Below are 23590 nucleotides of genomic sequence, written 5' to 3' on the forward strand. Positions count from 1 at the left end.
GGTCTTTATGCCGACAATTATTCTTCTCTTTCTAATTAGGAAGTTTCCATGCTTTCACGGTTCAAGATCGGTACACGGCTCGCACTGGCTTTTGGCCTGGTATCGCTATTTCTTTTGGGCACTTTAATAGCGGGAGTTATGGGTATCACCTTTACCAAGGATACTGCCCAAAAAACCTTGGACACGGATGTCGCGCTAGCAAGCAATGCAGCGGAAATTCAGCGCCTTTCGCTGCAAGCGCGACGCTTTGAAAAAGATATCTTTATCAACATCAACAGTCCCGAGCGGGTAGCGAACTATCAGCAGCGTTGGGTGGCGACCATCGAGAAAATTCAGGCTGCCTTCCAAGCGGGAAGCCAAATTGCCGATAAAGATAGCCTCAATGTGCTGTACCAGCAGGCAGAAAGCGCCCTCCAGGGGTATGAAGAAGGGTTTATGACGGTCTATCGTCAAATTGAACAGAGCGCTATTACCGAAACCTCTCAAGCCAATCTAGCTTTCGGTGAGCATAAAGATAGTATCTACCAGCTTGAGGAATTGGCTGATGAAATTAGCCTAGTGGCTGACGCGGGAGTAAAGGTTGCTAATGAGGCAATAGATGCCGAGTATCGTTTAGCTATTTGGCAGCTTTGTATCTTCGCGGGGGCGGCGTTATTGATGGCGCTGGCGCTGGCCATTGCTATTACGCGCAGCATCGTACTGCCTTTGCGGCGGGCCGTTGAGGTTGCCCAGCGTGTAGCAGAAGGAGACTTACGCCACGATATTGTATTTACCGGACGTGATGAAACAGCACAGCTATTGAGCTCGATGGCTCACATGAGCAAAGAGCTTACGTCGCTTGTCGCCTCACTACGTGACTCCAGCGAAAATGTCTTGCACGGTGCCAATGAGATTGCCCAAGGCGGGCAGGAGCTTGCATCTCGTACTGAGCAGCAAGCCGCAGCCTTGCAGGAAACGGCTTCTAGCATGGAAGAAATGACGGCAACGGTTCGCCAGAACAGCGATTCAACCAAAGAGGCTGATACGCTGGCCCATGCTTCGTCACAGCAGATGCACAATGGCGGTGAAGAAGTGACACGCAGCGTGGAGTTGATGCGTGAAGTGACGGCGGCCTCACTCAGTATGAACAAGATCGTCGAAGCCATCGATGCGATTGCCTTTCAAACCAATATTCTGGCCCTGAACGCCTCCGTGGAAGCGGCGCGTGCTGGTGAGAAAGGCCGTGGGTTTGCGGTAGTGGCTACCGAAGTTCGTTCGCTGGCAAGCCGCAGTGCCGCGTCAGCCAGCGAAATTCGCGGCATGCTGGATGATACACGCAACAAAATAAAGCTGTGTTCTGATCAAGCGGAGCGAGGAGCAACGACTATAGGAGAAACGGAAACGATGATCCAGCGTCTTGCCCTGCTGATGGCTGAGGTGTCCTCTGCTACGCGTGAGCAAAGTAGTGGTATCGAGCAGATTAATACAGCGATCACTGAAATGGACTCAACGACTCAGCAAAATAGTGCGCTGGTCCAACAGTCGACGACAGCAGCATTTTCTCTGGAGGAACAGGCTGGGCGGCTTCGCGAGCTAGTAGCGGCGTTTCAAATTGACGATGCGAAGCTGAACAAACTATCAGCACGCACGCCTGCCATGGCTTTACCTTCGAGAGCCACACAGGCAGCGTTTTAATAAGCTAATGCGTTTGCGTATTCCTGTGGGAAGTAAATCTACAAGCTATTCAAAATACTGCCAGAACGATCGAAACAACAACGGCGCCCTAGGGCGCCGTTGTCGGTTATTGAGAGTAAACAAATACGGTTTATGCAGCGGGTTTAGCTACCAACGAGCGGGTCTCTTCGCGGGCTTCGGTCAAGATGACGCGAAGCGGGTCGCCAAGCTTGTAGCGCTCTTCGCCTTCGATCTGGATACGTCCCTCTTTATCATCAATCACCACTTTGCTGCGGTCACTGTGCATTAAAGGGGCTGGAACAAAGGCAGTCGCGCCATTTTCCAGCAGGCGAACGCGCATACCGCCACGGTTGATGGCCATGATTTCGGCCTCAAACGTAATCTGGTTCTGTGCGGCAGGCGTTAGGTAGCGCACGTAGAGCCAGTCTTTCACGTCGCGCTCGGCCATACGGTTCAGGCGGCGACGCTCCGTCAACTGCTCGGTGAGCTGCTGGGTAGCTTCGGCGGGCGCCTGCTCACCTTTCAGCACGCGCTTGATCAGGCGGTGGTTGACCATATCGCCATACTTACGAATCGGCGAGGTCCAGGTCGCGTAGGCGGCCAGGCCGAGGCCAAAGTGCGGGCCGGGCTGTGCGGACATCATGGTGAAGCCCTGGAAGCGGCGCAGGCGCGCATCCAGCCAAGCGTCGTCGCGACTTTCCAGTGCACGCTTCAGCTCAGTGTAGCGGGCAAGCTCAGTCAGCGCTTCGCGTTCGACCACGATCTCTTGCCCTGCCAGGAATTCCTGAGCGGCCTCGGCTTTCTCGGGTTCGAACGCACGGTGCACGTTAAAGATACCGTGGCCGATATGCTGGGCCAGGAAGTCCGCGCAGCAGGCGTTAGCCACAATCATCGACTCTTCGATCATGCGGTTGGCAATGCGGCGCTCTTCGGTGCGCACGGCCAATACGTTGCCAGCAGGATCGAGATCAAACACGTAGTCGGGGCGGTCTTTAAACACCAGCGCGTGTTCGTTGCGCCAAGCGGTACGTGCCTCGGTCAAATCACGCAGCGCGGTGAGCTGCTCGGCAATATCATCCGCCGGGGCCCAATCGCCTTGGCCTTCGATCCAGTCGGAGACGTTGTCGTAAACGAGCTTGGCGTGAGACTTAACGTTCGCCGCAAAAAAGCGGTACTCGCCCAGGCTGCCGTCGGCATTGATATCCAGCGTGCAGGCCAGCGCGGGGCGCTCTTTATCTTCCCACAATGAGCAGAGGTCATCCGCTAGCTGCTCTGGCAGCATCGTGACGTTCTGGCCGGGCAGGTAAACGGTGAAAGCGCGGGTGCGGGCTTCTAAATCAGCCGCATGGCCCTCTTCCACATAGGCGGTGGGGTCGGCAATCGCGACACTCAACTGCCAGCCGCCTTCAGCGCGAGGTGCGATGTGCAGCGCATCATCCATATCGCGGGTCTTCTCACCATCGATGGTGAAGAAGGGCGTGGCGGTTAAGTCTTCGCGCGTCAGGCCTTCATCCATCAGCGGCCAATCGGTACCTGCATCGGGGCACTCTTGCTCCAGCGCATGGCGGGCAAGTGTGACGCGCCACGGCACTGCCGGATCATCGCTTTTGGCGACCAGCTCATCAATCTGGGCAAAGAAAGCGCGGTCATCGGTTTTTAGCGGATGACGCACCAAGCGGGCAACGACCCAATCGCCGTCAGCAATGCTCTCTTCATCAAGGTTGTTCTTAATCCGCGCCTTGATAACATTTTTAATCGACGGATGGTCGGGAACCACGGCCAGGCGGCCTTCGCGCTTCTGCACGCGGGCCACAAACCGATCCAGCCCAGCTTCAATCAGCTTTTCGGGTTCAACGGATTTTTTGTCACCGTTCTCGTGGATAACCGCTTCCACACGGTCACCGTGCAGCACTTGCTTCATGGCGGGTGGCGGCACGAAATAGGATTCACCGTCGTCGGTTTCGAGAAAACCGAAACCTTTGTCGGTGGCTTTGATCACCCCTTCAGCACGGGGGGTGGTTTGACGAATCTGTTGCTTGAGCTGGGCAAGCATGGCGTTATTCTGAAGCATGAGCTCAATCAGTTGGCGAGAGTTAGGGTGCCACTATACGGATTCCCGCTTGCCACGCCAATTGCCGCCGAGTGAAGTCGGCCCGGATGTTCGCTTGGGTGACGGCGCGTCAAAGGCTTACATGCGCTCAAAAGAATCGGTTAAGCTAAATGCCCATGCCGATGGAGCGCGTTATGACACCCCGCCTGATTGTTTCTGACCTGGATGGAACCCTTTTAGGAAGCGACCACACCCTGCACGAAAGCACCGTTGAAGTGCTGCGGGCGCTGGTGAAGCAAGGCCACCATGTCGCGCTTGCTTCGGGGCGCCACTATCACGATATGAAGGTATTTCGCGATCAGTTGGATATACCAGCGCACTTGATCAGTACCAACGGCGCCTATGTGCACGACCCACAAGGCACCTTGCTGGCCGCTACCCATGTCGACCCTGAGCATGCACAAACGTTGATTAATCTCCCGCGTCCGCCTCAGGTGCGTTTGAACCTCTACCGTGAAAGCGGCTGGCATATTGATGCCGAAGCCCCACATCTATTATCTCTTCACGCCTCTACCGGGTTTGGTTATGAGGTCGTGCCGACTGATCAGATGGACATTAACGGCGTGGGTAAAGTGCTCTATCTAGGCGACCCGGAGGCGCTGAAACAGCTGGAAGAGCAGGCTCATGAAGCCCATGGAGATTCACTTCATATCACCTACTCGACGATTGATTCCCTGGAAATCATGGCGGGCGGCGTTAACAAAGGCGTTGCGTTAGCCTCACTGCTTGAACGCTTAGCATTAACTCCAGCCGAATGTATGGCGTTTGGTGACAACCTCAACGACACCGAAATGCTTGTGTTAGCCGGGGAAGCCCAGGTAATGGCCAACGCCCACCTTGATCTCTTTGGCCGTATAGAAGGCGCCGAGCGTATCGGCCACCATGGTGAAGCGGCTGTTGCCGAATGGTTAAAAAAGCGCTTTGAGCTTTAACTGATACTGGTAAACACTAATGCAACCTTGGTCGTAACGGTATTGCTACTGCGTACCCCCTCGACCATCATCAGGCCCCGATATAATGACAACAACGTAGGGCTGAACCCGCTGCGATATGACGACAACCCCTGCTACTTTGATTGTGGTCGACGATGACCCGGAAATTTGTGAACTGCTCGCGGACTACCTGGGGCGGCACGGTTACCGGGTATTTACGGCGGACGGTGCCCAAGCGCTGCATTCGCTGCGCGCTGAACACGTCCCTGACTTGCTGATTGTTGATCTAATGCTCCCCGGTGATGATGGCTTTACTATCTGCCGGGACGTTCGAAAGCACAGCGATGTGCCGATTATCATGCTGACCGCCAGTGCCGATGAGACCGACCGTATTCTTGGTCTGGAACTGGGCGCGGATGACTATTTGGGCAAGCCATTTAACCCTCGCGAATTGCTGGCGCGCATCAAAGCGGTACTGCGCCGCACTCGCAGCGTTCCGCCAGCGTTGCCAGCAGGGCAGGCGCGCTGGGTCAGTTTTGGCAGTTGGCAGCTCGACCGTATGACCCGCGAGCTGATTGATCTGCAGGGCGAGCGCGCCGCGCTTTCAGGGGCTGATTTTCAACTACTGCAGGTGTTTTTAGAGCACCCGGCCAAGGTGCTGACACGGGATGATCTCTATGCGCTTACCCGGGGGCGGGATGCGCCGCCGCTAGACCGCTCTATTGATGTTCACGTTTGTCGCCTGCGCCAACGGCTGGGTGAAGATGCTCAGCACTCGCAGTTGATTCGCACGGTGCGTGGCGCGGGCTATGTGTTAACTGCCCAGGTAGACGCATTAACGTGAAACAAGTGGGGTGGGCCGAGACTAGGCGGCGTTTATCCAGACGAGTGGCCCGCTGGCTGCCGGCGTCGCTGCGCGGGCGCTTTGTGATCATCATGATCGCCGGCGTGCTGGCCGCCCAAGGGGCCAGCTACGCGATCTGGACTTCCCAGGTGCGCTCCAGCCATTTGGCACAGTTGGATGAACTGTCCACCAACATGGCGTTTAGCATCGCCTCCACCATGAAGTTTTTCCGCTCGCTGCCCGTGGACTACCGCCATATCGTGCTCGATCAACTGCGTAATATGGGCGGCACGCGTTTTTTTGTTAGCGTTAACGAGCGCAGGCTCACCATCGACGATATCGGTTCCGGCCCGGAGAAAGAGGTAGTGGTGAACAACGTGCGCTCGGTGCTCACCCAGCAGCTCAATATCGATGATGTGATTGTCGAGTTCTCCCGCCCGGAAAACCTGCGGGTGCTGAATAATGAAGTGCTGCTCTATGATCTGCCGCCGCGCTGGGGGCAGCACAGCCTGCTGATGGAACCACTCTCGCCGCCGATTCTGGTCGTTCAATTGGAGCTTGCCCCGGACACCTGGCTGTATGTCGCCACGCTGCTTGGGGTGCCAGATATTTTCAGCGGCTATCGCTGGCTCTCTAAAGAGCGTTTGCTGGTCGGGCTACTGGTACTACTGAGTGTGCTGGCGCTCTCGCTATTGGGCATCACCAGCGTGACCCGCCCCCTTGCGCGACTTTCGCGGGCAGCCAATCAGTTGGGGGATGATTTGGATATGCCGCCGCTCAAAGAGAGCGGCCCCAAAGAAGTCGCTGCCACCGCCGTGGCGTTCAACCGGATGCAGCGGCGCATCCGCGAGCAGATTGAGGAGCGTGAGCGGCTCTTCTCGGCGATTTCCCATGATTTAAAAACGCCGTTAACCCGGATGCGCCTGCGCGCCGAAATGCTCGAGGATGATTACCAGCGAGAGCGCTTTTGCGCTTCATTGGATGAGCTGGATAGCCTCGTTAAAGGCGCTTTGGCCTCGGTAAAAGGCTTGGACCTGCACGAAGAGCCCGCATCGGTTGATCTTACGCACATGGTCGAAGAGCTAGCCGAAGAGCTTAGCCTGCAGGGCGGTAAGGTCACAATCGAGATTAAAAGCGGCCACCCTATTGCACCGCTGATTGCCAAGCCGTTGGCGCTTAAGCGCTGCCTAGCGAATCTGCTTGAGAATGCCGTGTTCTATGGTAAGCAGGCCGAGGTAGAACTGGTTGATCACGGTAACGTTGTCAATCTGCACATTCGCGATCACGGCCCCGGCATCCCAGAAGAGCAGTTGGGGCGGGTGTTTTCGCCCTTTGTGCGCCTGGAACCCTCGCGCAGCCGACATACTGGCGGAAGTGGCCTGGGGCTAGGAATCGCTAGGCACATTGCCCGCGCCCACGGCGGCGATATCACCCTTGCTAACCATGCCGAGGGTGGGCTGGTGGTAACGCTCACGCTACCCCGCCAGAAAACTATTACAGGTTTGTAATAAACCGCCAATACTTTGCAGTACTCGGTAACTCCCGTTGACGCAGCCCTTGGCGTAATCTCATGGAGGTCGCATGTCCGAGAGGACAATAACAATATAAGGAGTGACTCCATGTCGACGTTTCAGAAGACGACCCTCGCGCTTGCTCTGGCAGGTGCTACGCTCGTCACCACCGCTCAAGCGAATGAAGTCGAAGTGCTGCACTGGTGGACTTCCGGTGGTGAAGCTCGCGCCGCCAATGTGCTTAAAGAGTTAATGGAAGCCGAAGGCTACGGTTGGCAGGACTTTGCCGTGGCCGGTGGCGGTGGTGAAACCGCCATGACGGTGCTCAAGTCCCGCGCCATGTCGGGCAACCCGCCTTCAGCGGCCCAAATTAAAGGCCCCGAGATTCAGGAGTGGGGCGAGTTGGGCCTGCTGGGTGACTTGAACGGCGTTGCCGACGCCGAAGGCTGGGATGAACTGCTGCCGGAAGTTGTGGCCGACATCATGCGTTACGACGGCCAATACGTGGCGGTGCCCGTCAACGTGCACCGGGTCAACTGGCTGTGGGCCAACCCAGAAGTGCTGGAAGCGGCAGGGGTGGAGATGCCCACCACGCTGGATGAGTTGTTCGAGGCAGGCGAAGCGATTCGTGAAGCGGGCTTCGTACCGCTGGCTCATGGCGGCCAGGCTTGGCAGGACGCAACGGTATTCGAAAGCGTATTGCTAGGTGGCCAGGGCAGCGAGTTTTATCAGCAGGCATTGGTAGAGCTAGACCCAGAAGCCTTGGGCGGCGAACAGATGATCGATGCCCTTGAAGACTTCAAGCGTACCCGCGAGCTGATGGATGAGGGCATGCCAGGGCGCGACTGGAACATTGCCACGGCCATGGTGATCGATGGAGTGGCAGGCTTTCAGCTGATGGGCGATTGGGCGAAAGGCGAATTCACCGCGGCAGGGCTGACCGCCGGGGAAGATTACCTGTGTGCAGCAGCACCGGGCACCGAAGATGCGTTCACCTTCAATATCGACAGCCTGGCCATGTTCCGGGTCACCGACGACGAAGAGCTGGAAGCACAACAGGCGCTTGCCCGCTTGGTGCTTGAACCTACTTTCCAGGAAGCGTTTAACCTTGCCAAGGGCTCGATTCCGGCGCGGCCTGACCTGGACATGAGCGAATTCGATAGCTGTGCCCAGCAGTCGTTGGCTGATTTTCAGCGCACCGCCGAAGAGGGTGGCCTAGTGCCCAGCATGGCTCACGGCATGGCCGTGCGTGCGGATGTACAGGGCGCCATTTTCGATGTGGTCACTAACTACTTCAACGACGCCGATATGCCCGCTGAAGAAGCAGCAGAACGTATGGTGAGCGCCGCCGAAGCGGCCTCTTTCTAGATTTTCTAGCGCTTGCGTTCTCCAGACGCCGCCGCAACGGCGGCGTCTATTCTGCTTGGCAAGGACACTTCTCCGATGAGAGATTCCCTCCCCATGAAAAATACCTCTGCGACGCCTTTAGGGGCTGGCGCTAAGCGGTCGACGCCCTCCGGTGGTTTGCAGGCGTGGCTGCCGCGCTTGGTGCTGGCACCGTCGGTGGCGATTTCGCTGTTCTTTGTTTACGGCTTCATGCTGTGGACGTTCGTGCTCTCGCTAACCAGCTCGCGCATGCTGCCCAGCTACGACTTTGTCGGCTTTGGCCAGTATTCGCGCCTGATGGCCAATGAGCGCTGGTGGGTCGCCTCGACCAATCTAATGATTTTTGGCGTGCTGTTCGTGGTGATATGCCTGGTGATTGGTTCGCTGCTGGCCATTCTGCTCGACCAGAAAATTCGCCAAGAGGGTGCGCTGCGCACGATCTACCTCTATCCCATGGCGCTGTCGTTTATCGTGACCGGGGTGGTGTGGAAGTGGTTACTCAACCCGCAGTTGGGTATCCAGGCCATGGTCCAGAGTTGGGGTTTTGAATCGTTTCGCTTTGATTGGATCACTGACCCGGATATGGCGATTTATACCCTGGTGATTGCTGCCGTATGGCAGGCGTCAGGCTTTGTGATGGCGCTCTTTTTAGCCGGGCTGCGGGGCATCGACGACAGTATTGTGAAAGCAGCCCAGTTGGACGGTGCCAGCCTGCCGAGGATTTATTGGCGCGTAGTGATGCCTTGCCTGCGCCCCGTGGTGTTCAGCGCAGTGATGATACTGGCCCATATTGCTATCAAGAGTTTTGACCTGGTCGTCGCGCTGACCGGCGGCGGGCCTGGCTACGCAACCGACTTACCCGCCACCTTTATGTACGCCCACGCCTTTACCCGGGCACAGATAGGTTTGGGCTCTGCCAGCGCCATGCTGATGTTGGGCGGTGTGTTGGCGATTTTGATTCCTTATCTCTACTCCGAATTAAGGAGTCGCAAGCATGGCTAATGTGATTCGTCGTCAGACGCCCGCTGCGCGGCTGGCCCGTGGTCTGCTTTACGGCGTGCTGATACTCGCCGCGCTGTTCTATATCTTGCCACTGGTAGTCATGCTGATGACCTCGGTGAAGCCGCTGAGCGAAATCACCGCCGGGTCGCTGCTCTCGTTTCCGCAAAATCCGACCCTGGCGCCATGGACGAAAGCCTGGGGCGAAGCCTGTACCGGCATGCGCTGTGATGGCGTCGGCGGCTACTTCTGGAACTCCTTTGCGATTGTGATTCCAGCGGTGCTGATCTCAACCACCATTGGCGCTCTCAACGGCTACGCGCTAACTAAGTGGCGCTTCAAAGGCTCTGAATTAGTCTTCGCGCTAATGCTGTTTGGCTGTTTTATTCCCTTCCAGGTGGTGCTGTTACCCATGGCACAAACCCTCGGCTGGCTGGGTATCTCCAGCTCCCGCGCCGGTTTGATTCTGGTTCACGTGGTATTTGGCATCGCCTTCACCACGCTGTTTTTCCGCAATTTCTACGTGGGTATCCCTAACGAGCTGGTATCGGCGGCGAAGTTGGATGGCGCGGGCTTTTTCCGCATCTTCTGGCGCATTCTACTGCCGGTTTCTGCACCGATTATCGTGGTGTCGGTGATCTGGCAGTTCACCCAAATCTGGAATGACTTCCTGTTTGGCGTGGCGTTTTCAGCCCACAACACCCAGCCCGTTACCGTGGCGCTAAACAATCTGGTGAATACCTCCACCGGCGTGCGCGAGTACAACGTGGATATGGCAGCGGCCATGATTGCCGCATTGCCCACCCTGGTGGTGTACGTGCTGGCGGGAAAATACTTCGTGCGCGGGCTGACAGCCGGTTCCGTTAAAGGCTAATAACAACTAGGTGAGTGGCAAACATATCTAGAAGGTCAGAAGCAGCCCGTAGCGGGGGTCTTTCGCCAGGGATGGCGAAAGTAGCGCCCAGGGATGGGTTCACAGCGCCCCCGCGTAGGGCTGCTTCTGACCAACCCAGATGAATAGAGTTTGTCAGTCGCTTTACAATAGGATTTTCATTATGGCAGCGTTAGAAATCCACAATGTACGCAAAGAGTTCGGCAGCGAGCGGGTGCTCAAAGATGTCAGCATTTCGATCGATTCTGGCGAGTTCCTGATTCTGGTTGGCCCCTCGGGCTGCGGCAAGTCCACGCTGATGAACGCCATTGCGGGGCTAGAGCCGGTGACGTCCGGCAATATCTATATCGATGGCGAAGACGTCACCTGGCGCACCCCCGCGGATCGGGACATCGCCATGGTGTTTCAGTCCTACGCGCTTTACCCCAGCATGACCGTACGCCAGAACATCAGCTTCGGGCTGGAAATGCGCAAGGTGCCCAAACCTGAGCGGGAAGCCGCCGTGGAGCGGGTGGCCGATCTACTGCAGATCACCCATCTGCTGGATCGCAAGCCTGCACAGCTCTCTGGCGGGCAGCGTCAGCGGGTGGCAATGGGGCGAGCCCTGGCCCGGGAGCCCAAGGTCTACCTGTTTGACGAGCCGCTCTCTAATCTGGATGCCAAGCTGCGCGTGGATATGCGCACCGAGATCAAAAAGCTCCACCAGCGCCTGGGCACCACCATTGTTTACGTCACCCATGACCAGGTCGAAGCCATGACCCTGGCGGACTGCATTGCGGTGATGCGCGACGGGCATATCCTGCAGCTCGGCACGCCGGACGAGGTCTACAACAACCCGGTGGATATGTTCGTGGCGGGCTTTATGGGCTCGCCGTCGATGAACTTCATCCGCGCCACGCTGGAGGATGGCAACGGTGGCTATCAACTGCGCATTGCCACACCGGGGGAGGCGGAGTTGGTTCTGCCATGGCCGGAAGCGCGTATCGGCGCAGACATGGCTGAACGGCTTAATGAGCCGGTCATCCTGGGCCTGCGGCCGGAGCACTTCAGCGAAGAGGACGAGCGGTTAACGTCCCAAGCTGAGGGAACACTATTGAGTGCCAATGTGGCGGTGGTAGAGCCTACCGGGGCAGATATCCTGCTGCGTTTACCGCTGGGCGAGCAGGAAGTGACGGCTCGTGTTGGGCCTAAATGTGCGGTAGCCGCCGGGGAGCGCTTGTCGCTGCGTGTCGATATGGGGCGGGCGATTCTATTTGATGCCGAGACCGAGCAGCGTATTGCGTAAACGACGTGGTTCGAACCTGTTGTGAAATAGTAAGGCCCTCTGCTGTAACCAGCAGAGGGCCTTTTTTACAGTTGCCTAAAGGTTTTAGCTGCAGTTATCACTTTCGGATAAGCCGCAACTCGCCATTGAGCGCCTTGATGATCGAGTAGCACAATAGCAACATCACAATCGAGAACGGAATAGCGGTGGCGGTGACCCCTGCCTGAAGCGCGGTCAGACCACCACCGATAAGCAGCACAATCGCGATGAGGCCTTCGATGACTGCCCAGAACATACGCTGTGGCCGCGGAGCGTCGATTTTACCACCGGCGGTGATGGTATCGATAACCAGGGAGCCGGAATCCGAGGAGGTGACAAAGAAGATCAGCGCCAGGACGATACCCAGGGTCGACATTAGGCCCGTCAACGGTAGCTCGTTCAGCATGCCGAACAGCGAAAGCTCGGGTCTGTAGTTGTCGATGACATACTCTTTCACCAGGCTGCCCGCCGGGTCAGCGTAGAGCTGTTCAAGGGCGGTCGAGCCAAAGACGCCCATCCAGATAAAGATAAACATACTGGGAACGAGCAAAACGCAGAGGATAAACTCACGCACCGTGCGCCCCCGGGAAACACGAGCAATAAACATCCCCACGAAAGGTGCCCAGCTAATCCACCACGCCCAGTAGAAAATCGTCCAGGACTGGCGGTAGGCATCGTCTTCACGACCGAAGGGCGCGGAGAGGGGAATAAAGTCCGTCACATAGGTAGTAAGCCCCGACCAGAAGCCGCTTAGTGCCAAAAGCGTGGGGCCAGCGAAGAGCACGAAAAAGAAGAACAGAACGGCCAGGATCATGTTGATCTCGGAGAGCTTCTTCAAACCACCCTCAAGGCCGCGCCAAACCGACACCAGCGCCACCGCCGTTACCAGAATGATGACGATGACCTGGGTTAAGGTGCTGACTTCCAGACCGAAGACAAAGTTCATCCCCGCATTGGCCTGCTGGGCGCCGAGCCCGAGGGACGTTGCCAGCCCGAAGAGGGTGGAAAACACCGCCAGGATATCGATCACATGGCCCCACCAGCCCCAGACACGCTCACCGAGGATAGGAAAGAACGCCGAGCGAATCGAGAACGGTAGGCCCTTGTTATAGGTAAACAGGCCAAGCGCTAGCGCCATGACGATATACACCGCCCAGCCATGGATACCCCAGTGGAGATAGGTGCCGGCAAGCCCTAAGGCACTGGCGTCAGCAATCGCCGCTGGGTTTAGCTCACCATCAGCACCAAACGGGGACTCGACGCCCAAGGGCAGCGAGACATTGGCGTGGTAAACCGGCTCGAGTACGCCGAAGAACAGCAGGCCGATGCCGATGCCTGCGGTGAACAGCATGGCGAACCAGGAGAGGTAGCTGTGATCTGGTCGGGCATCGGCCCCGCCCAGCCTGACGGAGCCATAAGGCAGAACAACCAGTGCTAAGCAGAACAGAATGAAGAAATCGACCAGGATCATGAAATACCAGTCCAGCGTTCCCGTAGAGAAGGCGACAATGGACTGGAAGACGCTTTCCGCACGCTCTGGAAACAGCAGGGTGAGGACGATGAAAATGGCCGAAGCAATCGCGGATACCACAAACACGCGGTTGTGGATGTCGAAACCGATGGGGCCAAGCTGCCCCTTTATATTATCCTGCCCGACGACATAGTCGGTTTGCATGTCGCTCGCTTCTGAAGGCGACTCAGGATTGTTGGGATTGTTCATGAACTACGTCTCCTCATTGGAGGATGCTATGTTAAACATCCATCATGAGGATAAATAGCGTTGATTCCCATTTTGTGGCCAAAAACATGGGTGTTGTGGTTACTTCATTGGCTGCTCTGCGGAACCGTTTCTTTATCCAGCCGTTTGATCTGCCGCCAAAGGTCTTGGCGAAGGTCGGCGATCTTGGGTTGCTCATCGGGGGTGAAAGGCACAGGGCGGCAGAGGCGCTGGGCACGCAATCCCAGCCTTGCGCTTAGAAGCCCGGTGGCCAGGCCCTGACCGGCGCGAGCGGAAAGGCGGCTGGCTAAATCCAGCGAGAGCATATCCATGCTGGCGTCGGTGGCCAGTTCGCTAGCCCCAGCAAAGGCCATGTTGTGCAGCACGTTACGAAATAGCCGCAGGCGGCTGGCGTAGCCCAGCTCAAGGCCATACAGGCGGCAGAGCCTGTCTACCATCGCCAAACTCCGCCAGGCCACCAGCGCCATATCCACCAGCGTTAGCGGGCTGATGGCCACCATAATCGCGGTTTCCCCGGACATTCGGGTAATCAGGCGCTGGGCTTCACGGTCGCGTGGTGCCAGCAGGTGGTAGCGCAGCAGCGTTTGGATCTCTTCCCCGCTATGGTGCGGCTGACTGGCGCGTTGAAACGCCAGCCAATGCGGATCGTCATCGGCAAGTTTAAGCTGACGTCTCAACTGCTCGGCCATGGCCCGCGCCTGTTTGGGTGAGCGCAGCGGCAGCTCGGCTAAATCAACGCGCAGTTTGTCGTGGCGCTTAAGGCGCCGTAAACGGCCCAGCTCTTTGAGCAGAGACATCGCGCCTAATCCAATCAAGCTGATGCCGAACAGTTGCCAAGCGATGGCGAGCCACTGGGATTGAGCCAGGGCGTCGGGGATACCGGTAACCAGCTCTGCAGTACCTAGCCCGGCACCACCCACTAGAGCGAATAGCAGTCCCCAGCGGCGTTTGCGCGGCGCACCTAAACTGGCTGCAGGTAAGGCTTTATCTTCTGGAAGGGGCGCCAAGGGATGGTGCTCGCTGGTGCCAGCAAAGGCTTCACGCTGGCGCAAACTCGAAGCCGCTTCGGCAGCCTCTTCTGGCATGTCATCCAGCGTAAAGTGACGCCGTGGCTGTGGGGTGGTCATGTCAGTTTGTCTCCAATCAGCCAGTCAATGGCGGCGTCCATGCGAATATGATCCAGCGCTTCCGAGGTGTTTTGCATCGGGCGAAAGCCGGGAAAGTCGAAGCCCTGCTGCTGCCAAAAATCGGCAGTGGGAAGCCGGGCGGGCACATCGCCGGGGTAAACCAGTACGTCCTCCCCCTCCAGGGTCGTGCCGCGTAGAGCTGGTGAGCGCTTACCTTCGTGGGTGACTTCGCGGGCCTCGGTGGCGCGAATGGAGGCCAGAGAAAACGCTTTGACCGGGACATTGGCAAAGCGCAGGTCTTTCAATGGTTCCGCCAGCAAGGCCTCTAGCAGCTGTACCACATGGCCGTGTTGGTCGGGAGTGACATGGTCGGCCTTGGTGGCCGCAATCGCCAGCCGGTCAATTTTAGGCGCGAACAGGCGCGTGAGCAGGCTGCGCTTGCCGTAGTCGAAGCTGTGCATTAACTGGCGCAGGGCGCGGGAAAGATCTTCAAACCGTTCAGGCCCGGCATTGAGCGCGCCAAGCACATCCACCAGTACGATCTGGCGGTCAAAGCGGCGGAAGTGATCGCGATAAAAGGGTTTCACCACCTGCTGCTGGTAGTAGCGAAAGCGCGCCGCCAGGGTAGCGTAAAGGCTGTTGGCGGGCAGTGCTTCCAGCGCTTCTCTGGAGGTATTGAGTTGAGTTGAATTAAGCTGCGGTAGCGGGAAAAACTGCAGTACAGGCGCCCCTTGCAGCTCACCCGGCAGCAAAAAACGCCCTGGCTGCAGGTCGGAGAAACCGGCCTTTTTGGCACGGCGCAGGCCCTGGGCGTACTCTTCGGCCAGAGCGGCAAGCTGAGCCTCATCCGCCTCGCTTGCCGGGTCGAGCTGTTCGACCGCTGCCAGCCACTCACTGAAAAGGCCTCGGCGCTGTTCGCCTGCGTATAGCGCCTGAGCCTGGCTCCAGCTGTAAAAGTCATGCTGCAACAGCGGTAAATCGAGCAACCACTCGCCGGGGTAGTCGAATAGATCCAGGGTAAGGTGGGCAATTTCAGGGGTTAGCCAGCCGCTGCGGGCAGGGCGGTAACGCAGTTGCAAGCGCAGTTCACTGATCCCGCGTGTGGGCTCCGGCCAGCGGGGCGGTGTATCGCGTAGGGCAGCCATGCCCGGGTCGTAAGGAAAGCGTGGGACGCCCAAATCGGGCTGGTTGAGCCGCTGGGCACCCAGCAGGCGGCCTTCACGGGCAGCGGGCAGTAAATCGAGACGCGCTTCTACGCCGGCATGGCGCAGTTGATTGACCAGCGAGGTCAAAAAAGCGGTTTTGCCTGCTTGCGAGAGGCCCGTTACCGCTAAGCGCAACTGGCGATCCCGGCCTCGCTCTAACAAATTGCTCAGTTCGCGACTTAACGGCTGACGCATCCTTTCGATCCCTTTATGGCTCTTGCCAACTTAACGCTATCCCGGCTCTCTTTAAAACAAGCCGGACTGCATGACCATTACTGGCGAAACATTAATAGTAGCTGTGAAAGCATCGGTAGGGTGGCAATCAAAAAGCCGACCCCCGCCAGCGTGTAGCCCGGCCAGCGGCGAGTCATTTTTTGCGCCAAGGTAAGACCCACTAAACACACCACCATGCCGATTAAATTAAAGGCTAGCGTAGCGGCCTCAAGCCATTGCTGCGGATCCATCGGATCTCCCTAGCTCAAATGAAAGTGAGCGCATGATAGCAAAATATTGATGAACCGAAGGTTAACCGCGGCTTAGGGTAGTACCTAATAAGTGTTGCGCACCGGGTACCAACCAAACCGGGTCTAGGCGCGTATTGGCAGCTTCAACGCAGATAAAATGGCGTGCCGCGTCAGCGGGTGTATCGCCAGGAAGGTCGTTGTTGGGGTGCCACACCACGGTGGAGTCGCTGGACTGCTTGCCGATGCGCAGGCTGCGCTCGCCATCGTTGAGCAGCACGGCTTCATTGGTATGGTAAATGCGGTCAATGGCACCTTGAACGGCCAGCGTACCTTGCTGTTCACTTTCGGCAAAGTCGCGCAGTTTGTCGAGATAGCGGGCGCCGGAAAGACCTTCCAGGCGGCACTGATGAATATCGGCAACGGCGAGGTAGGTGTGCAGTGCGCCGCTGGTTTTAACGGGCGTCTCGCCGATGTTTTCGCTGATCAACTCAACGTTAAGCCGCTGTGCATTGGCTTGCACCACCAAACGTGCCGTGAGCTGAGTATGCAGGCGCTGCTCGGGAGAGAGATGGACTTCAATGCCTTCGGCATGCTCATCGACAGCATCCAGACGCCAGGCCGCGTGACGGGCGAGGCCATGAAACGGGCCGTCGCGATTGGGGCTCTCATCGGCATAGCGCTCGTCAGCAAACCACGGCCAGCAGAGCGGAATACCGCCGCGGATAGCCCCTGGCAGCGCTTGTGGGGTCGGTGTCAGCCATAGCCAATCGGTGTCGCCCTGTGGGCAGAAATGCAGCACCTGAGCACCCTGTAGGCTAATCGCTAACTCTCCCCAAGGCATGTTGAAAAGCACTACGTCGCGGCCTTCCCAGTTGGCCGTTTGCTGACCATCTGTGCTTTTAAGCAGTTGTTTGAGCGAGTCGGGGATCATGAATTTTCCTTTAAGAGTTGCCAAGCATCTACACCGATAGACGCCGAACAGTAACGCTGTGTGCTATGGTAGAACAAGCACGACTGATAGGTAAAACGCGTACTAACATACGTAACTAATGTACGTAGCTAAAACCCGTAAATGAAATCCCGTAAATGAAATAGTAAGGAGACTATATGGGCTTTATTGCATGGTTAATCATTGGTGGCCTGGCTGGTTGGATTGCTGGCAACATCATGCGCGGTGGCGGTTTCGGCATCCTGGGTAATATTGGTGTGGGCATCGTTGGTGCGCTTGTGGGTGGTTTCTTGTTCAGCCTTTTAGGCCTCTCTTCCGGTGGTTTTATCGGTTCGCTGGTCACTGCAACGGTAGGGGCCGTGGTGCTCTTGTGGGTGATTAGTAAGGTCAAAAAAGCGTAGCTGTTTAGCTGTGACCCGTTTGACGACCGCCCGGCCTTGTGCCGGGCGGTGTCGTTTATACAGATGCTATCGGTGTTCGGGCCACTTTCCGTTACACTAGGCGGCTTTATTCCGGCGCTTTGCTGGTAGCGACCCTGTGTTAGTTGGTGGTGATACTATGCTTTTTCGAGGTGCCTCTTGATCGACGCGTTAAATGCCTGGTGGGCCCAACAGCTTGTGCTGTGTGATTGGGCGTTTACTCCTCATCCGCTGGCGGTCGATGCAGGTGCTGCTGAGCAGCGTTTGCTGCAACTGGGAATTACCGATCGGGGGGAGCTGGCCGAGCAACTGTTCCACGGCCTGGGTGCCCCTGCAGGTCGTGCCGATCGGCTATTGGGCGCGCTCGAGTGGGCTGCGCTTGCTGGCGCGGCGGGCTGGTTAGAAGCAGATCAGTCACGCGCCTGGGCGCACCATTTAACGCGGCGTATTACCCGCGATTACAGCGATCTGCGCGCATGGCTCGCCGATCTGCGTCGCGCCCTGGGCGTAAGAGGTTGGGAAGGTGGCGCTGATGACCGCTTTATCGATGCCTGCCAGGCGCTGGCCAATCTCGAAACCGATGGCGAAGGTGTTACTTGGGAAACACTTGAACATGCCCTGACGAAACTGCCTGCCCCTGCTTCTCTATGGCCGCAACAGCCAGCGGCTCAGAGCTGGCGACTATGCGCGCTGTTTCGGCCGATCATCGTCTATCCTGCAAGCCAAACCGACTGGCCCGACGCCGCTGAGTGGCTGGCCCACGTGTGGGATGTCCATGACCGCGATGCGCTGCTGGGGGTAATGTTGTGGCTAGGCGCCCAAGGCGAGCGCCAGCGCTGGGATATAGAAGCCCGCGAACTATTGAGTATGGACGGCGCTCAGCGTATGGAGTGGCAGCGCAGCGTGGTGGAGGAGTCGCCCTATGCGCCTGTGTTGAATAAATTTGTTAGCCAGGGTGAGCCGCTGGAGTGGGCTGCCTGGGATTGGCTACGGCTTGTCGAGCTCGCCTGGGCAGGAGCCTGCTGTGGCTGGCTTAGCCAAGAGGAAGCCGATGACTTGGCAGGGCACGCTGCTGATTTGATCAGCCGCCGCTACCATGACTGGTACGCTGTCCTTAACGCCTACGGGCGGGGGCAAAGCCTGTTTGATGGCATTGATCGGCGCGGGAAAACACCCAGCGAGCGGCATCAGCTACTGCTGCACAGCGCTTATAGCCCCTGGAAACGTTCACCGGGGGAGCTATTGGATGAGCCCACGCGGAAGGCCTCTCAAGCGCGCATTCGTCAATGGCGTAATACACCCCACCACTGGCTGCTGGCGCTGGCCAGCGTGCGTGAACCGGATGTAATGCTGCGTCAAATAGACCCGTCAGCTGCGCTTCCAGAAGAGCAGCGTGCCGATGCGGCGCTCTATTTGCAGGAGTCGTTGGGCCTGCACGCCGATGAAGGTGCTCACGCACTGGCGCGCTACTGGCTACCCGCTCAGGCGCATCATCTTAATCAACTGGCAGCCGACGCGGTGCATGGCGTTTTTCCACCCTCGCAAAGTTGGTTCGGCCAGCCGACCCCGGAAGAGCTTAAGCAGCGTAATGCCGTCAAGGGTGTGAGCCGTCACGCGGCCACTATCCATATGGCCGAGAAGTTCGCCTTCTATCTGCATATGTCCCTTGATAGCGGCTTATTGGATCGCGGGCCATTAATGGAGTACGCCAGCGCGCTGCGCAGCTGCCTATGCCGATTTTATCCCAATGCCAAGCGCTTGTTAGACGCCTGGTTTGCGTGGGAGAGTTGCCTGCCTGAGCCCGAGCATGCATCGCTAATTAACGAAATTATTTGGCATATCGAAGACCCCGGTAGCCTGTTCCACTGGCTCGATTGGCGCCACGACGCCTGGTGTGAGCCGGGCAGCCGTCCCACCTTGAATCACTTCACCGCCATGTCCCTGGTCGGGCCTTTAAACAGTGCCGTATGGAGTGAACCGCAGCTCGAAAGCGCCCGCGAGTGCGCTGAAATCCGCGAGTGGGTAGAGAGCCATTACCACTTGAGCAGCGCGGGGGATATGCAGGAGTTTTTGACCTATATGCTCGAGGCGGGGGATCGCCAGGAGTATCAGATTAACTACGCTCCTTACACCCTCAATACCGAACGTTTAAGCGCTGAAATCGCCATTCTTGAATCTGGCGACTGTGCTGAAGATGAGCGCCACCATCTGCTTCGTTTACGTCGGGTACGTGATAACGAAGATGGCTGTAATGAAGTCGATATGGCGGCCTGGGATATTGCCCAACTGGTCGATCTGGCGATTGCTGCACGGCAGCTTGGCTGGCTTGATAGCACTGCGTTTGCCAGCGTATTGGATCGCGCTTATGAGCTGGCGGCGGATCACTATGCCGGGTGGCAAGAGTATGCCATGGGCATGTACGCTGGCTTCTCGTTCTTTATGGGCGAAACCCCAGAGCGAGAGAGCTTTTTAGCCGGTTTTCGTCAGGCGTTGGTGGCCTGGGTATGCGGTGCGCCGGTGCTAGCTGGGCCATGGGTGAGCCTGGATTTTCCCGGCAATAAACCGCGCCATTTTGCGCCGCTGCACATAGATACATTGCCTGGTGATCAGCGCACCTTACATTGAGGCTCGCCAAGCATAGGATAACTAGCTTATAGTCGTGCGAGGAAAAAATGAGTTTTGTCATACCATCCCTTTATTCTATGTGTCGAGGTTAATCGCATGGTTGCGTTGCCACGCCCCGCTGTGACCGCAGTACGTGTTGTAAGTGTTTGTTTTATAGTGACATTGGTGGCTGGCTGCGCAGGCTCGACACGACAGAGCAATATGCAGGCCCCAGAGAACTACTTTTCGATGACGCTGCCGGGAATGGGCGCTAACCCGCAAATGTCACCGGTTGATCCCATTGATGCGCAATTGCGCAGTATGCAAGTCCCGCCGCCAACAGTGGTGCGCGAGGCGCTGCTGGCCCAGCATCAGCGCTGGGCAGGAACGCCTTACCGGATTGGCGGCACGACAGAAAGAGGGATTGACTGCTCGGCCCTGGTTCGCAATGTTTACCGTGACACCTTTAATTTAGAGTTACCACGCTCCACTGGGGGGCAAATACACGAGGGACGCCCGATCGACCGCCAAGAGCTGCAGGCGGGCGATCTGGTGTTCTTCAGCCCCCCAGGTCGATATAACCACGTCGGCATTTATGTAGGTAATGGCTATTTTCTGCATGCCTCGACCTCGAAAGGGGTGATTATTTCCAGCTTGGATAATAGTTACTGGCGACGTTACTACTGGCAGGCGCGTCGTGCCCTGGAGCCAACGCATTTGGCCCAGCTAAGCGGAAGTGTTTTCTAGCCGTCAGGCCTCTCATTTTTTAGTTAGGAACGGCATGATTGAAGCCAAAACGCGCGCCTGGTGGCGCGCCACCTTGGCGCTTTGCCTCGGCTCTTTTCTTGTTTTTATCAATCTGTATGCACCGCAGCCGCTGCTGCCAGGGTTAAAGGAGACGTACGATGTCTCGACCCTGGGCGTCAGCCTGCTCATGTCCGTATCGACCCTCTCTCTCGCCTTGGCACTGCTGGTATTCGGTCCCCTTTCGGATGCCATCGGTCGCGAAGGTATCATGCGTATAACCTTGCTGCTGGCAGGGGGCTGCTCCATTGCTTTGGCCTTCGCGCCCACCTTTGAAAGCTTGTTACTGCTTCGACTGGTGCAGGGCTTCGTGTTGGGTGGGTTGCCAGCAGTGGCGATCGCCTGGATGGGCGATGAGTTTGAGAAGCCAGCGCTATTAAGTGCAGTAGGGCTCTATATTGGCGCGAATTCGCTCGGCGGGATCAGTGGGCGTATTGTCGGTGGGGCCGCTGCCGAAATAGGAGGCCCCACCGCGGCATTTTTAGCGGTAGGTATCATGACGCTAATCGGCTGCATCGTCTTTTGGCGATTGTTGCCCAATAGTCGCGCCTTTACTCCCCAGCGCTTTGAGCTGCGTAAAGCGGCAAGCGATTTAGTCAGTCATCTGCGCAACCCGGTGCTGCTTGCCGCGTACTGCTTGGGTGGCATTAATTTCCTGATCTTTATCAACCAATACAGTTACATCACTTTCCGGTTAGCGGCGGCCCCCTATCAACTGGCGGCCAGCGGTTTGGGGCTGATTTTCTTAACCTATCTAGGCGGTACTTTTGGCTCGATGATTTCCGGGCGGTTAGCAGGGCGTTTGTCGCCAGCGGCATGCATGATGATGGGGGTGCTGATTTTAATGCTGGGCACGGCCATCACCTTATCAGAGTCGCTAGTGTTGATTATTGTCGGCTTAACCGTCAATGCCTTCGGCTTTTTCCTAACGCACTCATTGGCTTCCAGTTGGGTAGGGCGTTATGCCCAGGGCGCTCGGGGCAGCGCCTCGGCGCTCTATCTGGTGTTCTACTACGTGGGGGCCAGTTTGGGTGGCTTCTGGCTGGAGCCGTTCTGGCGCTGGGCCGGCTGGGCTGGGGTGAGTATTGGTTCGTGGCTACTGCTAAGCATTACGCTAATGATCGCTTTCGGCCTCTGGCGCTTTGAACGTCGCCAAGCGGTTAGCTAACTGTCATCAACTACCATGGGTTCAATTGACCACCGCTTAGGTGCAAGCGCTGTGGGCAAAGCCGTTCCAGTAGTGCGCTGTCGTGGCTAATCACCAGCACGCCAAGCTGGCGTTGTTCCGCTTCCTGTTTTAGCGCCTGCCACAGTTCAAGTTGAGTGATGGGGTCGAGCATCGTTGAGATTTCATCGGCGATTAGAAAGCGTACCTCTGGTGCAAGGGCGCGCAATACACATACCCGCTGTAGCTCTCCCCCTGATAACGATTGTGGAAAGCGAGATAGCCAGCTTGGCTGCACGCCAAACGCCTGGCACTGGGTTTCAGTAGGCGTCCACGCTTCGCGTAAAATCTTGCCGACTCGCCATCGGGGGTTTACCGCCAGCTCCGGCGATTGCGGCAGCCATTGAACGGGCTGTATACCGCTTTTCGGCAGAGCCTTACCATCTAAGCTTACCTCTCCTTCAAACGGAGCTAAGTAGCCTGCCAGTAGTTTGCCCAACGTCGATTTGCCTGCCCCCGAGTCACCGCTCAATCCTACCCACTGGCCCGCGTTCAGCGTGAGTGAGATGGAATCAAACAAAGGCGCATCGGGTGAGAAATGAAAGCTGAGCTGGCGCGCTTCAAGCAACGGTGATCTCCTGTTCCGTCGGTTGAGCTTGGCTAACCGCGTGGCTCAAAAAGCCATTGTCGGGCAGTGCTAACCACAATGCCCGGGCATAAGCACTGGCAAGCGAAGCGCCGCTGCCTTGAAAGGCGCAGGCGGAGGCTGTTTCGACCTGCTGGCCGTTACGCATAATGGTAACGCGATCAGCAATCGGCAGGGCGTGTCGCAGGTCGTGGGTAATTAATATCACCGTTTTTCCTTGGTCGGCCAGTCCGCGCAGCGCATCCAAAACACGCTGGCGCTGAAGAGGGTCAAGGCCCACGGTGGGCTCATCGGCAATCACCAGTCGGGCATGGCTGACATGGGCCATGGCCGTCAACACGCGGCGGGCCATGCCGCCGGAAAGCTCGTGGGCGTAGGCCTGCTGGGCGCGAGCATCTAGCTGGTAGTGGTCTAGGGCTCGTTGGGCGGATTGCAGGGCATGACGTGAAGATTGTCCGGCGCGCTGGGCCGCCCAGGCCACTTGGCGTTTGGTGCGCGCCAGTGGGTCTAGTGCATTAAGCGACTGAGGAATAAGCGCCAGCTCCCGACCGCGAAGCTGGCGTTGGCGAGCTTCATCAAGTGGTGTTCCTTGGTAGGCAAGCTGCCCATTCAAGCGCGCAGATGAGGGTAGTAGGCCCATAATCGCATAGGCCAACAGACTTTTTCCGGCGCCGGAGGCGCCCACCACGGCATGTACCTCGCCAGGGGAAAACGTTAGCGAAAATTCATTCAGGCAGGTGGCCCATTCACGCTTCCACCAGGAGACATATAACGGTAGCTGTAGCGACAGCCGATCAATCGTTAACACGGTAAGTCTC

At 57.4% G+C, this 23590-nt stretch carries 20 protein-coding genes; 12 read left to right on the forward strand and 8 right to left on the reverse strand.

Going from position 1 to position 23590, the window contains the following annotated elements; translation table 11 throughout:
* The first annotated feature begins 48 nt into the window (after positions 1-48).
* Positions 49-1674 (forward strand): methyl-accepting chemotaxis protein, encoded by a 1626-nt coding sequence (locus CXF87_RS06815; protein WP_101146071.1) that lies wholly within the window; start codon positions 49-51, stop codon positions 1672-1674.
* Between the two features lie 130 nt (positions 1675-1804).
* On the opposite strand, the gene CXF87_RS06820 is transcribed toward CXF87_RS06815, so the two are convergent.
* A complete protein-coding gene (locus tag CXF87_RS06820; protein WP_101146072.1) occupies positions 1805-3745 on the reverse strand; it encodes an exoribonuclease II in 1941 nt (646 codons plus the stop codon).
* Between the two features lie 173 nt (positions 3746-3918).
* On the opposite strand from CXF87_RS06820, the gene CXF87_RS06825 reads away from it, so the two are divergent.
* From CXF87_RS06825 to CXF87_RS06855, 7 genes are all read left to right on the forward strand, one after another.
* Entirely contained in the window at positions 3919-4716 is a 798-nt protein-coding gene (locus CXF87_RS06825; protein WP_101146073.1) for an HAD family hydrolase, read from the forward strand.
* Between the two features lie 118 nt (positions 4717-4834).
* Complete coding sequence (locus CXF87_RS06830; protein WP_101146074.1) at positions 4835-5560, forward strand: response regulator; 726 nt, start codon at positions 4835-4837, stop codon at positions 5558-5560.
* Positions 5557-7068, forward strand: a complete 1512-nt coding sequence (locus CXF87_RS06835; RefSeq protein ID WP_101146075.1) for an ATP-binding protein — start codon at positions 5557-5559, stop codon at positions 7066-7068. Before CXF87_RS06830 ends, CXF87_RS06835 begins: the two co-directional genes overlap by 4 nt.
* 111 nt (positions 7069-7179) lie before the next feature.
* Entirely contained in the window at positions 7180-8439 is a 1260-nt protein-coding gene (locus tag CXF87_RS06840) for an ABC transporter substrate-binding protein (protein WP_101146076.1), read from the forward strand.
* 93 nt (positions 8440-8532) lie between these two features.
* Positions 8533-9459 carry a carbohydrate ABC transporter permease gene (locus CXF87_RS06845; protein WP_101146077.1) on the forward strand — a complete coding sequence of 309 codons (927 nt, stop codon included), beginning with the start codon at positions 8533-8535 and terminating at the stop codon, positions 9457-9459.
* Positions 9452-10330 carry a carbohydrate ABC transporter permease gene (locus CXF87_RS06850; protein ID WP_101146078.1) on the forward strand — a complete coding sequence of 293 codons (879 nt, stop codon included), beginning with the start codon at positions 9452-9454 and terminating at the stop codon, positions 10328-10330. The genes CXF87_RS06845 and CXF87_RS06850 overlap by 8 nt, the downstream gene beginning before the upstream one ends.
* Positions 10331-10511: 181 nt before the next feature.
* A complete protein-coding gene (locus CXF87_RS06855) occupies positions 10512-11633 on the forward strand; it encodes an ABC transporter ATP-binding protein (RefSeq protein ID WP_101146079.1) in 1122 nt (373 codons plus the stop codon).
* 97 nt (positions 11634-11730) lie between these two features.
* On the opposite strand, the gene CXF87_RS06860 is transcribed toward CXF87_RS06855, so the two are convergent.
* From CXF87_RS06860 to CXF87_RS06880, 5 genes are all read right to left on the reverse strand, one after another.
* A complete protein-coding gene (locus CXF87_RS06860) occupies positions 11731-13371 on the reverse strand; it encodes a BCCT family transporter (RefSeq protein ID WP_101146080.1) in 1641 nt (546 codons plus the stop codon).
* Between the two features lie 104 nt (positions 13372-13475).
* Positions 13476-14516: a YcjF family protein gene (locus CXF87_RS06865; protein WP_101146081.1), complete on the reverse strand. Its 1041-nt coding sequence runs from the start codon at positions 14514-14516 to the stop codon at positions 13476-13478.
* Positions 14513-15916: a YcjX family protein gene (locus tag CXF87_RS06870; RefSeq protein WP_101146082.1), complete on the reverse strand. Its 1404-nt coding sequence runs from the start codon at positions 15914-15916 to the stop codon at positions 14513-14515. Before CXF87_RS06870 ends, CXF87_RS06865 begins: the two co-directional genes overlap by 4 nt.
* Before the next feature lie 77 nt (positions 15917-15993).
* Positions 15994-16185, reverse strand: coding sequence for a hypothetical protein (locus CXF87_RS06875; protein WP_008958538.1), 192 nt, complete (start codon positions 16183-16185; stop codon positions 15994-15996).
* Between the two features lie 61 nt (positions 16186-16246).
* The gene (locus CXF87_RS06880; protein WP_101146083.1) at positions 16247-17116 is read right to left on the reverse strand and encodes a D-hexose-6-phosphate mutarotase; all 870 of its coding nucleotides are present in this window, start codon (positions 17114-17116) and stop codon (positions 16247-16249) included.
* 176 nt (positions 17117-17292) lie between these two features.
* Between CXF87_RS06880 and CXF87_RS06885 the strand changes: the two genes are divergently transcribed.
* The 4 genes from CXF87_RS06885 (at position 17293) to CXF87_RS06900 (ending at position 22129) form a co-directional block, all read left to right on the forward strand.
* A complete protein-coding gene (locus CXF87_RS06885) occupies positions 17293-17535 on the forward strand; it encodes a GlsB/YeaQ/YmgE family stress response membrane protein (protein WP_101146084.1) in 243 nt (80 codons plus the stop codon).
* Between the two features lie 177 nt (positions 17536-17712).
* Positions 17713-20178, forward strand: a complete 2466-nt coding sequence (locus CXF87_RS06890; protein ID WP_101146085.1) for a DUF1266 domain-containing protein — start codon at positions 17713-17715, stop codon at positions 20176-20178.
* A 96-nt stretch (positions 20179-20274) separates the two neighbouring features.
* A complete protein-coding gene (locus CXF87_RS06895) occupies positions 20275-20904 on the forward strand; it encodes a C40 family peptidase (RefSeq protein WP_232774735.1) in 630 nt (209 codons plus the stop codon).
* 34 nt (positions 20905-20938) lie between these two features.
* Positions 20939-22129 (forward strand): MFS transporter, encoded by a 1191-nt coding sequence (locus CXF87_RS06900; RefSeq protein ID WP_008958533.1) that lies wholly within the window; start codon positions 20939-20941, stop codon positions 22127-22129.
* A 10-nt stretch (positions 22130-22139) separates the two neighbouring features.
* On the opposite strand, the gene CXF87_RS06905 is transcribed toward CXF87_RS06900, so the two are convergent.
* The gene (locus CXF87_RS06905) at positions 22140-22754 is read right to left on the reverse strand and encodes an ABC transporter ATP-binding protein (RefSeq protein ID WP_101146087.1); all 615 of its coding nucleotides are present in this window, start codon (positions 22752-22754) and stop codon (positions 22140-22142) included.
* Positions 22747-23580, reverse strand: a complete 834-nt coding sequence (locus tag CXF87_RS06910) for an ATP-binding cassette domain-containing protein (RefSeq protein WP_101146088.1) — start codon at positions 23578-23580, stop codon at positions 22747-22749. Before CXF87_RS06910 ends, CXF87_RS06905 begins: the two co-directional genes overlap by 8 nt.
* Positions 23581-23590 lie beyond the last annotated feature (10 nt).

The organism is Halomonas sp. MES3-P3E, from assembly GCF_002836035.1.
GTDB classification, from domain to species: domain Bacteria; phylum Pseudomonadota; class Gammaproteobacteria; order Pseudomonadales; family Halomonadaceae; genus Vreelandella; species Vreelandella arctica.